Origin of the sequence: Arthrobacter sp. UYCo732, assembly GCF_040547265.1 — a bacterium.
Taxonomy (GTDB): Bacteria; Actinomycetota; Actinomycetes; order Actinomycetales; family Micrococcaceae; genus Arthrobacter.
Genome location: NZ_JBEPPJ010000002.1, coordinates 44,226 through 58,217, shown reverse-complemented (window position 1 = coordinate 58,217; position 13,992 = coordinate 44,226). Strand labels below are relative to the sequence as shown.

Sequence of the window (13,992 nt, the reverse complement as noted above, 5' to 3'; positions counted from 1 at the left end):
ACCAATGACCACCGCACGCCAGCCTCAGGGCATCCCGGTCGGCGGGCAGTTCGCCGCCACCACTCACGCCGAACCAGCACTCACCCTCGACCCCGCCGACGACAAAACCCACACCGCACCCCTCAGCGGCACCATCGAACTGCGGAACGCCAGCTTCGACCAGCTGCCAGACTGGCCCGCCGGCATGCCGGAGCCGACGGTGTCCTTCGACTTCAACGACGGCAAATGCGAAACCAACATCACCGTCGACAACAAGATGATGTGTTTCTGGGACTCGGACGGCGACGGCACCATCAACGACACCGACAACGGCGACAACCCGTGGGAAGACTTTGACGAGGAAGACCAGGAGATGGCCCTCGAATGGGGCAAGAGGGTCCATCAGCGGATCGACTCTTCCACCTACGGAATCATGATCGAAGCCTCAACCACCACTGCGGTCCGCGACATCATCCTCGCCCACGGACTCGGCAAGGAACCGGCCCCGACGGCTCAGCCCGTCCCGGACCTGACCAACGAGCGGGCCCGCAACGTCTACCTCGTCGGTGCCGAGGCACGCCTGGCAGCCATCCAGGAAGAAGTCCAGAGCGTCTATATGATCGGCGCCGCCAAGGAGCTGCACAAAGAATGTCCCGCCATCGACTCGTTCCAGCTGACAGCCGACGACAAGGGCCTGGAGATCGCTGAAGCCTGGGACGAGGACGGCAACCCCGTCGACGGCGAAGACCTTTATGCGGCCAGCCGGGAAGTGTTCCACTACCGCAACGAGGACGACTTCAACATCTTCCTGGACGGACGAACCATCACTGTCCAGGATGCGATCAACTTCCGCCCAGCCGGCTAAACCGGCACAACACAACAGGGTCCTGCCGCGGCGGGGCCCTGTTGTCGTATCCGCGCCCGGCCGCACACAAAAAGGGCATGACCATCAGCGCCGCACGTCAGCCCAGGGGAATCCCGACCGGAGGGCAGTTCAGCTCCTTCCCTCACCTTGAACCCAGCCTTACCCTGATCCCGCCAGGGTTGAAGGCCGCGGCCGCCTACGCCGCCGATGAGGCCGTGGCGCTGGCCCGGCGCAAGGAATTCCTTTTAGATCAACTCGCGATGGTGACCGCCCAGCAGCGGTCGGTCGCCTGCGCGGCTGCCGCCCACCGGGTCCTGGCTCAGCATCCCGACGCCACCGAATTGGTCCTCGCCGTCAAAGACGGGAACGCGGTCGGTGTGGCCGGTGTAATTGATGGTGACGGCAGGATCCTGCCGGCCCGGCGTGCAGGGGAATGGGCAGACAGCGTCCTTGCCGGCCTTCGGCAAGAAACCGCAGCATCGCTCAGCGGCGCCCACGGGGTCCGGGCCGACGGCTCCTCTCTCCGCCTCGATCTGAGTGCCGTCCTCAGCGTTCTGGGACGTCCCCTTCAGGAGACCACGCGGCCGCCCGGGCATGAGGGCGCCGAAAGTGCTGCGTGGCCGCACACAAACATTGCATGAGCACATCCACAGCACGCCAGCCGAAAGGCATCCCGGTGGGCGGCCAGTTCGCCGCCACCGCCCATGCCGAGCCTTCCCTCAGCCTCGGAACGACCGACCCCGAGGTCTCGCCCACGAAACCGTGGCGGCCTTACGAGCTGACCGACAACCGAGACGGCACGTTCACGTACGCCGAGGACGGCGCTGAACGGATCCTTGAGCACAAGGAGCCTGTGACCCGCACCGACATTCGCCGCGCGCTCCGCTGCCCGCGCAGCCAGGGCCGTGTCGTGGATCTGGGCCAGGTCCCCGGCCGCCGGAACTCGCCACGGGATGACATTTACGAAGTCGCCGGCCCCGAGTCCGGCGCCCCGCTGATCATCCGGGTCCAGGACGGTTTCCATGCCCTGCACGTCAAGTCCGGAAACGTCCAGGTGGAGGTGCTTGGCGGTTTCAGGAGCATCCCCGGCCGCACAGTCATCGAGGACGGCGCCCGCGCCGGCGTGGTGGTGGACGGGGACAACAAGTACACCGTGGAGACCCGCGGCTCTGCGAACGCACGGGTGGCACTCTCCACCACATCCAACGTCGATGTCCGGGTGACCGGCAAGGGAGCTGTGTACGTTACCGGCGGTGGCCGCGACTGCGAAATCAACGCCAAAGACGGAGCCACCGTCCATCAGGACGGGCCCGAAGAGGACCGGCTGCCCGTCCAGCGTCCCGCCATCTGGTGGTAGCCGCACACAGACAGGGCATGACCGAAAACATCACGCGGCAGCCCGCCGGCATTCCCGTCGGCGGGCAGTTCGCTCCTTCAGCCCACGCCGAGGCATCCATCACTTTGACGAAGCCGCCCGGCTACGACCCCGAGCAGGTCGCCAAGGGCATCCTCAATGACCTCCGTGACATCCCCGAGGGTTGGACGCGCGAGCTGTTCTACGGCACCCATGAAGCGGTCAAGGCCGGCAAGACCACCTACCCGCACTTCCTGGACGGGCTGATCGCCAGGAACCGCGGCGGCCGCTGCGAACGGCACGAACACGATTCCGGCCACTCCCCCGAGCAGTTCTGCCACGACTGCCACATCTCCTTCATGGTGGAGGCCCGTACCAACCCCAGGCCACTCCCGGTCCCCCGCGGAGTCATCCCTGTCCGCCAGGAAAACCACCGCCTGGAAGGCCAGGAGATCAGCTCCGACTACGACGAAGAGTTCCGCATCTCCAACACCACCAGGAAGATGACCGGCGACGAACGCTTCGAAGCTGCGGTCCGGCGCCTGTTCAAGGCCCCCGCCGACGCCGAAGTCGAAGTGATCGAGCAAGAGACGGAATCCGGGACCGACTGGACGAGGGAGACCTCTACCGAACTCACCGTCAAATGCGGAGACCGTAAAGCGACCTACGAATACATGGGCTCCTTCATGCGGGCCCTTGACCGGGCTGAGCAGAACCCCCAGGCAATGGCATTGCGTTTCATGCAGGCCACCTCGGCTGAACGGCCCCTGCTGAAAGGTATCGCCGCCGTCTACGTCTCCAAAGGCGAATTCTCCGACCCCGTCCCGGTGTACGGGAAGATCCGCAACGTCTTCGCCGGCGGCTCAGACCCAAGCATGGACTTCCTGCATCTTGACGGCCGCCAGGAGTACCTGAGCTTCAACCGCGTCGTGGACATTCTTGAAACCGACCATTCCAGCCAGTACATCGAGAAGGACTCAGAATGAGCCCTGAGCGCCAGCCCAAAGGAATACCGGCCGGCGGCCAGTTCGCCGCGACCGCCCACACCGAGGCGGGCATCGTCCTGGAAGAACAGGCCGGTTCGCGACTGGAGTTGCCGGACGACGGCTTCCTGGGCCGGCACGCCCGCTGCCCCGAACCCCGACCTGCGGAATGGGTCTTCGGTGAGGATGCATCCGTCGACGCCGCTGTCGGAACCGTCATGGACGGACCGCTCTCCCGAGGGGTCGTCAACGCCCAGCGCCGCGAGGCCTTCCAGGCCTGGCATGAGTGGGCCATGAACCGCTACCTCGAGACCAAGAGCCCGGACTACATGCAGTTCGCGATGGGGCTGCGCACCGGCGTCAGCTCCCTGTATGAGCGGCGGCTGGCGCACTATGAGCCCGGTCTTGACCGGTTCAACCAGTCCGGGACCCCCGTGTACGTTGCCGACCATGCCGTGCAGATTTCCGGAACCAAACGCGCCTCCATTGAAGATCGTGAGCACTGGCGCAAGCTGCTGAAACTCACCCCCGATGAAGCATGGCACCGGGGGCATCTCGCGGCTGGCCTCATTGTCTCGGGTGCGGAGGGATATTGGGGTCTTCGCGGTGACCCGGACGCCGCAGCGCTCGGACCAGAATGCACTGGCTGACAGAGGTCGTGGTGCCGCAGTTCCTTCGAGCTGGAGGGCCGGGCAAAGATGGCTCAGTCTGGACTGGCGCTACATCTGTCGAGCCGCACACAAACTGGGCATGAGCATATCCACAGCACGTCAGCCCAAGGGCGTCCCGGTCGGCGGACAGTTCGCCGCCACTACCCACGCCGAGCCCGGCATTGTCCTGGCCGGCGGCCGGGCCGAGTTCGTCACCGAACGCCATCTCTACGCACGCGAGCTGGAAGCCCTGGCTGGCCCCGATGCGGACATCGAGGAGAGGTACCCGGACACCAAGTCCGAGGCACGCCGCCTGCTGAAGAACACCCGAGGTGAAGCAGACGGCAAGATCCGGATGGTCCGCTTGGAAGCTTACAGCTCCCCTGACACGGAGCCCGGAGAGCGCGTGGACGTTGTCGGACCAAAGGACGGCCGCCCCATCATTGTCGACGTCCGCTCGGGTATTCCCAACCTGAAGGTAGTGTCGGGCACGGCAATCATCCGTCCCCTTTCCAACTGGGGGAACTCCGTGGATGTCGGCCCGGGTGCCGAAGCAGTCATCATCGCCGATTCCTCCTACAAGATCACCACCAGGTGTGACAAAGGGGGAAAGGTCACCTTCGTGTGCCCGACCGAGAAAAACTGGTTCCGTCCTTTCGGCGAGGGAGAGATCTACCTCTCTACCGGCACGGACATCGACCGGATCCCTTACGAGCGCCCGGTCTACGAGTAGACCCTCACGCGTGGCGAACTGGCCGCACACAGATTGTGTATGACCGACACCATTGCACGCCAGCCGCAGGGCATCCCTGTCGGCGGCCAGTTCGCCCCCACCACCCATGCCGAACCAGGCTTCGACCTCCACGACTCATCCCCCGCTGTACCGGTTGCTTTCCAGGGCTCCATCGACTTGCGTGAGAGCGCCTACGGCAGCCTGCCGCCCCTGCCGGCCAGCGTCGGCACCCCGGAGGTCACCTTCGATTTCAACATCGACGGCAAGCTCGAAACCCACGTCACGGTGGACGGCAGCACGCTGACGTTCTGGAACGACGACATGGCCGACGAGATTACGAACACCATCGAATCCGGCCGCAGCGGCGAAGACGAATCCGCTCCCTGGTCAAACATCGCCGAATACGAGGACTGGGAACAGGCCCGCACCTGGGCCGAATCAGTGCACGAGCGCATCTACGGAGCGAACCTCGACGTCATGACCACGGCGGCAACCCAGGACGCAGCCCGCGCCTCCATCATCAGCTTCGCCACCTGCCGCAGCAAGCCGGCGCCCGACCTGACCCCGGAGCAGTCCTCCGCGAAGCGCGCCGCTGCGGCCGTCGCCATTGTGGATGAAGGCCAAGGCAAGGAGTACGCGATGCGGGATCTGTTCACCGATCTGCGCCACTACGCCGACAAGCACGGCATCGACATATACAAGGCCATGGACGATTCCCTCGGGCTCTACCAGCACGAGACGACCGACCCTTCCTTCAAGGAAGGTTACTGATGGGGACCGCTCGCCAGCCTGCCGGCATCCCCGTCGGCGGCCAGTTCGCCGCCACCACCCACTCCGACCCGGCTGTGACTCTGGACGAACCGGCTGCAACCCGCCAGCACAACCCGGACCATCACGCTTTGCTGATGAAACAGGCATGGAAACGTCAGGTGGAGGTCGCCCATCTGCTCAGAGATCAGGACAGAATCTCAATGGAGGCCGTCAGCTCGGCGATCCTGCGTGACTTTCCAACCGCCACGGAGCTGCGCGTCAGGCAGAACTTCGGGGAGAGGGGTAAGAGGTACGACTCGACCATTGTCTGCGTCCGCGACAAGGATGGGGTCAACATCACCGAAGGGATCAGGGCGTGGGACCTCGAGCCTGGCCCCACCGGGGGTGACTCCGCAGCCAATGCGTTCAGTCTTATCCGTTCGCAGTTCTTTGACTACGAGAACGACTTCGACTTCGACCGGGACAACGGCGAGATCATCGTTCCGCTGAACCGGGACTACGCCCTGGGCATCCCGCTCATCTGATGCCAAGTGTGCGGCCGTCGCCAACACGGGCCGGCCGCACACACATAGGACATGACCGAAACGATCGCACGCCAGCCGGCCGGAATCCCCGCCGGCGGACAGTTCGCCGCCACCGCCCACGCCGAGTCACACATCACCCTCCCCGCTGCGCCGCCGGAACTGGCCGCACTGGGCAGCTATCAGGTGTCCGCTCCGGCGCTCCAGGCCGCCCGCGAGGTGGAGTCCGCCCTCGAAGGGGTTCCGGACTGGAGGCGTCACGAGGCCGCCGAGGCATGGGCCAAGGAGCGCGGCTTCGAGGCCGACACCTGGGACCACTACCGGGAAGCCGATCAGGCCCACGGGAACGGCGTCGTGCTGGTCCACGACTGGGGAGCAGCCGTGACTTTATCAAGCCAGGGCAGGCGGAATTTCTCCGTCGACCTCGACGGGGAAGACGACACCCTCGACACCGGAGACGACGACGGCTCCATCTCCCCTATCACCTTCATCTACGTCCAGCCCTAAGGAAAATTATGCAGACCGCCAACCGTCAGCCGCAGGGAATTCCCGTGGGCGGCCAGTTCGCCGCCACCACCCACGCCGAACCAGGCGTGTCACTGGATGCCGGGGTACCGGCCTACGACGATGACGCCCAGAAGGCGCGCCTCGCAGCCATTGCCGAAAAGAGCAAGGCCATTAGCAAACTGCAGGCCGAAATGGATCTCCTGAACATCGACGCTGCCATTGGATCTGTCCGTAAGCACTTCCCCGATGCGGCTTACCTCTGCGTTGACCGTGCCCGGCACGGCTGGACCGGCGCAGCGCTGGACGAGTACGCCCCGAAGAGCCTTCAGGACAAGGAAGGCAACGAGATCACCGCAAATGACCCGAAGTGGTTCTACCGTCGAGATCCAGGCGACGACAACATCGACCCCGGAGTCTCTATCCACATGTCAAGGCTCGGCAGGAGCTTCTTCAGCTACGAGCACGAAGGAATCCGCTACGACCCGGAAACCGGCAACCACGTCATCGACATGAACCACAAATTCGCCGCCTGAACAGCACCGCCACCACAGAAAGAAGCACCATGACAGCAATTCCAGCCCGCCAGCCCCAGGGAATTCCCGTCGGCGGACAATTCGCCGCAACCACCCACGCGGAACCTCAGATCACGCTTCCGGCCGGTGCTTCCAGCGCCGAAGACTTCGTGGCTCGGCGTGATGCCGTTCGGGAGCGCCGCGACGAAGCCCATGACCAGCATGAGGCCCTTGACCAGCTTTCCCAGCGGCTCTCTGTCATTGGCGTCGCGGCAACCATCCTGACCAAGTACCCGGACGCCGCCACCCTTAGGGTCGTCGAAAACCAGGATGGCGAAAACCAGTTCGACGCCATCTCCATCACCGACACCGACGGGTCAATCCTCGAGCACACCGATAACGACGGCGGCGAATGGGCCGGACAGGAGATGACGCCTAATGGGCCCAGCATCCAGGAATTCGTCTGGGACTTCGACACGCGCGATGACAGGTGGGCCCACAAGGTCGCAGAAATCTCCGGCAGCCGCCGGCACGGCAACCGGTCCATCGACATCGACCTGCAAGCTGCACTGAACGCCTCGCTCCCCGAGGAGCAGGTAGTCTGACCGGCAACCGGGCATAAGTGCCGGGGTGTCCTCGCCCCGGCACTTTTCCCACCCGCCGCACACATTCCTGGCATGACCACAGACATCGCCCGCCAGCCAAAAGGCATTCCCGTCGGCGGCCAATTCGCCGCCACCACTCACGCCGAACCTTCCACCTCGCTGGTCCCGCCGAAGCGGAAGACTGTCACCGAGCATTTCCTGGACCGAGAATCCGTCCGCAATTGCCGGGAGCGCCTGTACGAACAGCTGGAACGGACCGAAAGGATTCAGGCGGCCCATTCCCTCCGCAGCGTTGCTGCCACCATCCTCGCCCGCTTCCCCGGCGCCACCACCCTGCGGATCGGCGAGGACCCGGACGGGCACGACCCCTATGTCCCTGTCTCCATCGCCAACGCCGATGGCGGGCTCCTGCAGCTGGACCTGCCCGATGACGGTTACGACAGCGAGTGGACGTTCGAGCAGATGGTTCAGGACGGGCCGGACATCCGGGAACTCGTCGCCGACCTCGACCACCGCGACGACAGCTGGGCTGAGGGGATCGCATTCATCCACGGCACCGGGAAGGGCCAGAGCAAGAGGATCGACATCGATCTTCAGGCAGCCCTTATCGCGCCCGACCCGTTCATCGGCGAAGAGCACGACCCGCGCACCCGGACCCTCTCCCTTGATGAACAGACTGACCTCGTCGAAGCCGCCAACCACGGTGTGATCGCCATCGAAGACATCCTGGATGCCAACAGCTTCGACGAACACCGACAGTACGAAGTCATGGAGAACCTCAAGGACCGCGTGGACACCCTCCTGACTGTGACTAAGCAGCCAGAATAGTCAGCAGAAACGCAGCACCCGCCCAGCACGACTGGACGGGCGCTGCGTTTGTCTTCGGGCTAGACCGGCTTGTACTCCTCCACGGCAAGCGTGGCGAGGTCCAGGGACACCAGGTTGCCGTCGTGGAACTCCCGGTCCAGAACATGCGCACGGGTTTCCATGCCTGGCATCAGCCCGGTCCGGCGCTGATGCCAGTGCCCCGAGAACACGAGCTTCGGTTCCGTGATTCTGACGGCGTCCCGAAGCAGGGACCGGACGATATACGACTCCCGCTCGATCGCCTCGGGAAGCCGAAGCGTTGTTTCAACATCGATGCCGGCCGGTACGTCATGGGTGATGAGCACATCGAGGGTCGCAGACCCGAGTGTTTCCACGTCTGATGGAACGACTTCCTCGCCTTCGAACCAGTCCCACCCAGGGGTGAGGAACGCCTTGTCGATCGAATAGGCACCGCCGAGGGCTCCGAACCGCACTCCCCTTATGCTCCAGCGGTGCCCGCGTGGGGCGTACAGCAACCTGTCACTGATGACACCGAACCCGTCATTGTTCAGCGTCAGCTTCCGCAGAATTGGGTGTGCGTCATGGTTCCCGTCGGCGAAGATGAGCACCAGGCCCAGCTCCTCAAGGTCCGTGGCCAGGTCCGCCGTAAAGCACCCGGGCTCGGGAAAATCGGGGTACTCATCCGGCCAAAGGACCTTCAGATCACCGACATGGATGATCGCCTTGTAACCGTCACGGGCTGCGCACGCCAGGACCTGCCGCATCCACCGGGTGTTGCCGTGCCAGTCCCCGGCGACCAGGACCTTCGTGATGTCTTCCGGCGCGATGCCGAGCTGAGCAATCGTCTCCATTCCCTTCATGTGTGCGGCAGCCGGGGACGCCGGCGCCGGGCATGGCGCAGGGTTCGTCGTCCATACCAGCCTCATGCCGCACACAAAAGGAGCATGAGCACTGATACTGCAGCAAGACAGCCCAAGGGCGTGCCCGTCGGCGGCCAGTTCGCCGCCACCCCCACTCCGAACCGGCTGTGACACTTGACGTGCCCCGGCTGAAACTCATCGCTGACTTCGGTTACACCCTCTCCCCTGAACATCGCGCCGCCCTCGACCATTGGCACGGCCGGCTCCAGGCAGCAGGTGTCGCCGGTGAACTCGAGATCCTCTCCATTGTCGGTGCCGACAGCGACGCCGGCGGACCGACCGTGACCGGCACATGGCGCAGCCCGGAAGGGATGGACTTTGGTTTCGCTGTGGATCACAAGGACGTAGAGATCTCCCGTGGCGTCGACTGGAGCCTGGACACAGCGCATCTCGGCGACACCGCGTCGACTAGGAAGCTCAGCGGTTCGACCATCTCGGATGAGGACCTCACCGACACCTTCATCACACTCAGGAACCGGGCCCGCATCGCTGACGGCTGGGCGGCCCGATCTACGGTGCGCAGCAACGACAAGTTCCGCTTCGCCATCCCACAGCGGATCTCCGAAGGCCCGGGCCACGAAGCCGGCCAGCTGGAAGTCACTGCGGCCAACGGCGATGAATACGTGCTCCGCATGGACCGCGGCACCTTCGAGGCCCGCGTTTATGGCCCGCACGAGGGACAGCTCAGCGACCGGATGGCCGCAGCGTTCCTGACCGACGTATCCGAATCCTGCGGCGGCAACACCGATCCTGAGGACCTCAAGTACGCACTGCTGTATTCCATTGAGGCCGGCACCGGCGAGAAGTGGTAGCCGCGTGTGCGGTTGGCGAGAAACCGTCCAGCCGCACACCTTCCGGGTATGACCACAATTACCGCAGCCAGACAGCCTAAAGGCATTCCCCTCGGCGGCCAGTTCGCCGCCACCACCCACGCCGAGCCGGGCGCCGTCCTCGCCGCGCCGCGCAGGATTCACGAACAGGCCCACCTGGACCTGATGGGAGACCGGCTGACCCCGGAAGAGGAGTCTTCCACTGCCCGGGCAGCTATCCATGAAGCAATGGCCGGCGGGGATTTCGGCGAGGATGGCATCGCCGTCCGTGACCTTGCCTCAGATGATCGCTTCGTCCGGCTCGCCGTGGACCGCTATGTGGTCACCGAGAGCCAGGAGCCAGGCACGCTCCGGCCGGAGGACGCCGGCTACCGACTGGGCAGGATCCTCCTCGATTTGCAGAACGAGGATATTGAGGACGCCGTCTACGGCCTCGAAAGGGATGAACTGTGAGTGCAACCCGGCAGCCCAAGGGTGTTCCCGTCGGCGGGCAGTTCGCTGCCACCGGCCATGCAGACCCGTCCCTCCATCTCCGGCTGCTGAAGCAGGCCGAGGACGTGTTCGCATACTCCCCCGGCACCCGGGTGATGACCGGCAACGAGTTCGGGACCATCTCCCATGCCGGCAAGGACGCCAACGGAAACGTTGCCGTGGAACTGGATCAGGGCGGTACCCTCCACCTCAAGGCAGACCGGGTTGTTCCCTGGGAGGCCCATCTGGACAGCGTCATGCCGGTGCCGGAGCGCAACCCTGACCGGTTCACGGACGCGGTGCCGCAGGCCGACGCCGACCGGCAGCTGCGGGCAAGCCTGGCCAGGCTGCGCAATGCCAGGGAGACCAGTGGACAGGCCGAGACCCCCTACTTCGACGGGATCGCCGTCGGCGAGGCCGAAATCTGCGCTGCGCTGTCAAATGCTGACGCCGATCCGGAGACCATCCAGCGGCTCCGCGGGGATTTCCTGGCCACGGACCTGGATGAGTTCACCGTTCCCGAGATCAAGAAGCGCAGCGCCGCTCCCCTCTCGATGGTCCGGGCCCGCCGGCTGGCCGGATATTTCACCTCGCGCGCGGTGGAGATGCAGCAGGAGCTGGGGTCCAAGCCGTCCAACGACTGGCGGGATGCTGAGTGGATCAAGAATGGGGCGAAGACGGCGTTCACGAACGCTGCGGTCCGCTTTGCCAGTGCGGCTGCCCCGTCTGATAACCGGTATCACGAAGAGCGGTTCACGAGACTCCTGGTCGAGGGCGAAACGAACACCGACACAATCATCGGCGAGACGTTCGACGAGCACGCCTGGTAAATCGATCGTCAGCGGCGCTGTGTGCCCGCCGGAGGCCCTGGGAAACTATGTCGGCGCGTCCGCTCATTGTGGGCGCCGGAGGACCCACAGGGGCTCTCAGGCGCCCGGTTCACCGGCGCTGCATGGAGCGGCGGAAGAGGTTTTCAGCAGAACGGGCATTTGGCCTGGTCGCTGACGACCCAGCCGGACTTTACGGCCGCCCTGATGGTCGCAGCCATCGTAGGGGAGTCGAAGACCGCCAGAGACCCTTTCCCGCAGAGTCCCGCTCCCCCGCCGTCGCACGTCAGCGTGGTCCGGTAACTGACCTTGATGCTCAATGATCCCCCTGCAAATACGCGGCAGAGTACCTGACCGCAATCCGATGTCTGGAAATCAATCTAGGCCTGCGCCCAGGTCCTTTGACTGGTTCGAGCTGAATTCACCCTCGCTTTCACCCGCCCCAGCTCGGTAGTACCAGTACCACACCAGCAGCACACCGGTACCGACTCTCCCGCAGCTCCTGGGCACTGACGCCCTGCCAAGAACCGGAACCGTGCCAACACCACACCGGGACCAACACCACATCAGTACCGCACCAGTACCGGCCCCACACCAAGGCCAGCACCACATCAGTACCGCACCAGTACCGGCCCCACACCAAGGCCAGCACCACATCAGTACCGCACCAGTACCGATGCCACACCAAGCCAGCACCACATCCGTACCGCACCAGTACCGCACCAGTACCGGCCCCACACCAAGCCAGAACCACATCAGTACCGCACCAGTACCGATGCCACACCAAGCCAGCACCACATCAGTACCGCACCAGTACCGCACCAGTACCGACACCACACCGCTCCAGCACCACATCAGTACCGCCACCACACCGATCCAGCACCACATCAGTACCGCCACCACACCGGACCAACACCACATCAGTACCGCCACCACACCGGACCAACACCACATCACTACCGCACCAGTACCGGCCCCACACCAGTACCGGCACCACACCAGTACCGCACCAGTACCGGCACCACACCAGTACCGCACCAGTACCGCACCAGTACCGCTGGTCGATGATTGACGGCAGTCAAGGGGGATCGGGCCCGTGAATGAAGGTGGCACACCGGTGTGAAACCAGTCCGGCACCACACCGGTACCGCACTGGTTACCAGTCAGGCGATTTGAGGCGGAGCCGGCAAACGGCAGCTGGGGGAGGGGCAGGCAACCACGGCCCGGCACGGGTCGTCATCGAGAAACGAGACAGCCCGGCGCCGTAGAGGGGCCGGGCTGCTGGGGGAGTGGAGCTACTTGGCCCCGGATCCGTATTTCTCTTCCAGGACCTCCCAGACGAGTCGTTCCAGGACCTTCTGCTGGCTGATTTCCTCAACCAGGGCTGCGGTGCGGAGCAGGTCGAGCTGCGATTCGCTGGCCCGGAAGTTGATGCCACCGGTCTTTGGCTCCCGGTTGCGACGCTTCCAGTCGGCCATGGCAGGGGCCAGTACTGACGGGGTGGTGCGGGCTGCCTTGCGAGGCCGGGCTGCCGCCGGTTCAGGCGCAGTCTTGAGGGCAGGGGGTTCTGCTGTAGTGGGGGAGGGGTCAGCGGGTGACTCCTCCGGAGTGAGGGCCGGCACGGCAGCAAGTGGCTTTTCAGCCATTGCCGCGAAAGCTTCGATGTCCTTTTCGGTCTGGAGGTCCGTACGACCCCGCCGGTTTACTGCCATGCCAACACCTCTTCCGTGAGCAGCTGGATTTCCGCTTTGGCTTTGGAGTCTTTCATTTCTACGACACCCAGGCCCTCGGACAGGCTGGACTGGTATGCCTTGCGCTCGTGAAGCCTGGTGTTTGCGATTCGCAGCTCCGGATAGTCGGACAGGTAGGAATGCGCGTCGGTGACCGAGTCGGAGAAGACGTTGGTGGGAACCCTGTTCAAGACCGCCAGGGCCTTTAGGTCCGGGTTGAAGTCTTTTGCCTGGTTGATGGTGACGACGAGGCCCTGAGTCGTATCCAGATCCGGCTGGGTTGGCTGGATGGGCACCAAGATCATGTCGGCCGCGGTCATGGCGGTACGCATCTCTGAGCTGTCCTTGCCGGGAGCGTCGACGATGACGACGTCGTACTTTTTGGCCAGGTCAAGGAGCGTCGCACGCAGGTTGCCGGTCTTCTGGACCGTCTGGATGGGGGAGTGGCCCCCGTCTTCACGATCCTTGGCCCAGTTGCTGGACGTGAACACAGTCGGGTCAGCCTCGACGATGATGACGTCTTTTCCGAGGGCCGTGAATTGCACCGCGATGTTCACGGCGACGGTGGACTTGCCAACGCCGCCTTTCTGATGGGCTACGAGGATTATCACTGCAGTACCGTCCTAGTATGGTGTCGGTGTGGTACCACTTTGGGGCCAAAAAAGCCCCTGGGTGGGGTGGACAAAAACTTCAGCGTCCGGCCCGGGGGAGTGCTCCTTCAGAAAACAGAAAGGGCACCTGACCTCGGTCGAAACACCGGCAGTGAAGGTACCCAGGAACGAGACCTGTCCCCTATAGACTGGTCCCAGCAATCCAGCGGGTGCCACCGCTGCTTTAGCTTCGAAGGCCCTGCGATTACGCGGGGCCTTCTTCTTTCCCAATGATTCCGGAGCAGACCACGCGGCG

Annotated in this window: 20 protein-coding genes; 16 read left to right on the top strand and 4 right to left on the bottom strand. The window is 64.2% G+C overall.

Features of this window, described 5'->3' with window-relative positions:
* The first annotated feature begins 4 nt into the window (after positions 1-4).
* From ABIB45_RS03275 to ABIB45_RS03220, 12 genes are all read left to right on the top strand, one after another.
* Positions 5-844 carry a hypothetical protein gene (locus ABIB45_RS03275; protein WP_354214500.1) on the top strand — a complete coding sequence of 280 codons (840 nt, stop codon included), beginning with the start codon at positions 5-7 and terminating at the stop codon, positions 842-844.
* Positions 845-921: 77 nt separating this feature from the next.
* Complete coding sequence (locus ABIB45_RS03270) at positions 922-1,485, top strand: hypothetical protein (protein ID WP_354214499.1); 564 nt, start codon at positions 922-924, stop codon at positions 1,483-1,485.
* Positions 1,482-2,201, top strand: a complete 720-nt coding sequence (locus ABIB45_RS03265) for a hypothetical protein (protein WP_354214498.1) — start codon at positions 1,482-1,484, stop codon at positions 2,199-2,201. Before ABIB45_RS03270 ends, ABIB45_RS03265 begins: the two co-directional genes overlap by 4 nt.
* A gap of 17 nt (positions 2,202-2,218) precedes the next feature.
* Positions 2,219-3,184, top strand: a complete 966-nt coding sequence (locus ABIB45_RS03260) for a hypothetical protein (RefSeq protein ID WP_354214497.1) — start codon at positions 2,219-2,221, stop codon at positions 3,182-3,184.
* Entirely contained in the window at positions 3,181-3,831 is a 651-nt protein-coding gene (locus ABIB45_RS03255; RefSeq protein WP_354214496.1) for a hypothetical protein, read from the top strand. Before ABIB45_RS03260 ends, ABIB45_RS03255 begins: the two co-directional genes overlap by 4 nt.
* A 100-nt stretch (positions 3,832-3,931) precedes the next feature.
* Positions 3,932-4,564 (top strand): hypothetical protein, encoded by a 633-nt coding sequence (locus tag ABIB45_RS03250; protein ID WP_354214495.1) that lies wholly within the window; start codon positions 3,932-3,934, stop codon positions 4,562-4,564.
* A gap of 39 nt (positions 4,565-4,603) precedes the next feature.
* A complete protein-coding gene (locus tag ABIB45_RS03245; protein WP_354214494.1) occupies positions 4,604-5,335 on the top strand; it encodes a hypothetical protein in 732 nt (243 codons plus the stop codon).
* Positions 5,335-5,859, top strand: coding sequence for a hypothetical protein (locus ABIB45_RS03240; protein WP_354214493.1), 525 nt, complete (start codon positions 5,335-5,337; stop codon positions 5,857-5,859). Before ABIB45_RS03245 ends, ABIB45_RS03240 begins: the two co-directional genes overlap by 1 nt.
* 51 nt (positions 5,860-5,910) lie before the next feature.
* Positions 5,911-6,363 (top strand): hypothetical protein, encoded by a 453-nt coding sequence (locus ABIB45_RS03235; RefSeq protein ID WP_354215043.1) that lies wholly within the window; start codon positions 5,911-5,913, stop codon positions 6,361-6,363.
* A gap of 8 nt (positions 6,364-6,371) precedes the next feature.
* Positions 6,372-6,896 carry a hypothetical protein gene (locus ABIB45_RS03230; protein ID WP_354214492.1) on the top strand — a complete coding sequence of 175 codons (525 nt, stop codon included), beginning with the start codon at positions 6,372-6,374 and terminating at the stop codon, positions 6,894-6,896.
* Positions 6,897-6,925: 29 nt separating this feature from the next.
* Entirely contained in the window at positions 6,926-7,480 is a 555-nt protein-coding gene (locus tag ABIB45_RS03225; protein ID WP_354214491.1) for a hypothetical protein, read from the top strand.
* Positions 7,481-7,552: 72 nt separating this feature from the next.
* Complete coding sequence (locus tag ABIB45_RS03220) at positions 7,553-8,308, top strand: hypothetical protein (protein ID WP_354214490.1); 756 nt, start codon at positions 7,553-7,555, stop codon at positions 8,306-8,308.
* Positions 8,309-8,367: 59 nt separating this feature from the next.
* On the opposite strand, the gene ABIB45_RS03215 is transcribed toward ABIB45_RS03220, so the two are convergent.
* Complete coding sequence (locus ABIB45_RS03215) at positions 8,368-9,159, bottom strand: metallophosphoesterase family protein (RefSeq protein WP_354214489.1); 792 nt, start codon at positions 9,157-9,159, stop codon at positions 8,368-8,370.
* A 176-nt stretch (positions 9,160-9,335) separates the two neighbouring features.
* On the opposite strand from ABIB45_RS03215, the gene ABIB45_RS03210 reads away from it, so the two are divergent.
* The 3 genes from ABIB45_RS03210 to ABIB45_RS03200 are packed head-to-tail and all read left to right on the top strand — an operon-like array spanning position 9,336 to position 11,359.
* A complete protein-coding gene (locus ABIB45_RS03210; protein ID WP_354214488.1) occupies positions 9,336-10,040 on the top strand; it encodes a hypothetical protein in 705 nt (234 codons plus the stop codon).
* Between the two features lie 48 nt (positions 10,041-10,088).
* Entirely contained in the window at positions 10,089-10,511 is a 423-nt protein-coding gene (locus tag ABIB45_RS03205; RefSeq protein WP_354214487.1) for a hypothetical protein, read from the top strand.
* Positions 10,508-11,359 (top strand): hypothetical protein, encoded by an 852-nt coding sequence (locus tag ABIB45_RS03200; protein WP_354214486.1) that lies wholly within the window; start codon positions 10,508-10,510, stop codon positions 11,357-11,359. Before ABIB45_RS03205 ends, ABIB45_RS03200 begins: the two co-directional genes overlap by 4 nt.
* A gap of 143 nt (positions 11,360-11,502) precedes the next feature.
* Here ABIB45_RS03200 and ABIB45_RS03195 read toward each other — a convergent pair whose 3' ends face one another.
* Positions 11,503-11,676, bottom strand: a complete 174-nt coding sequence (locus tag ABIB45_RS03195; RefSeq protein ID WP_354214485.1) for a hypothetical protein — start codon at positions 11,674-11,676, stop codon at positions 11,503-11,505.
* 356 nt (positions 11,677-12,032) lie between these two features.
* Between ABIB45_RS03195 and ABIB45_RS03190 the strand changes: the two genes are divergently transcribed.
* Positions 12,033-12,428, top strand: coding sequence for a hypothetical protein (locus tag ABIB45_RS03190; protein WP_354214484.1), 396 nt, complete (start codon positions 12,033-12,035; stop codon positions 12,426-12,428).
* Positions 12,429-12,651: 223 nt separating this feature from the next.
* Here ABIB45_RS03190 and ABIB45_RS03185 read toward each other — a convergent pair whose 3' ends face one another.
* Together ABIB45_RS03185 and ABIB45_RS03180 are read right to left on the bottom strand one after the other, a co-directional pair.
* Complete coding sequence (locus ABIB45_RS03185) at positions 12,652-13,068, bottom strand: hypothetical protein (RefSeq protein WP_354214483.1); 417 nt, start codon at positions 13,066-13,068, stop codon at positions 12,652-12,654.
* Complete coding sequence (locus ABIB45_RS03180) at positions 13,059-13,697, bottom strand: AAA family ATPase (protein ID WP_354214482.1); 639 nt, start codon at positions 13,695-13,697, stop codon at positions 13,059-13,061. The genes ABIB45_RS03185 and ABIB45_RS03180 overlap by 10 nt, the downstream gene beginning before the upstream one ends.
* Positions 13,698-13,992 lie beyond the last annotated feature (295 nt).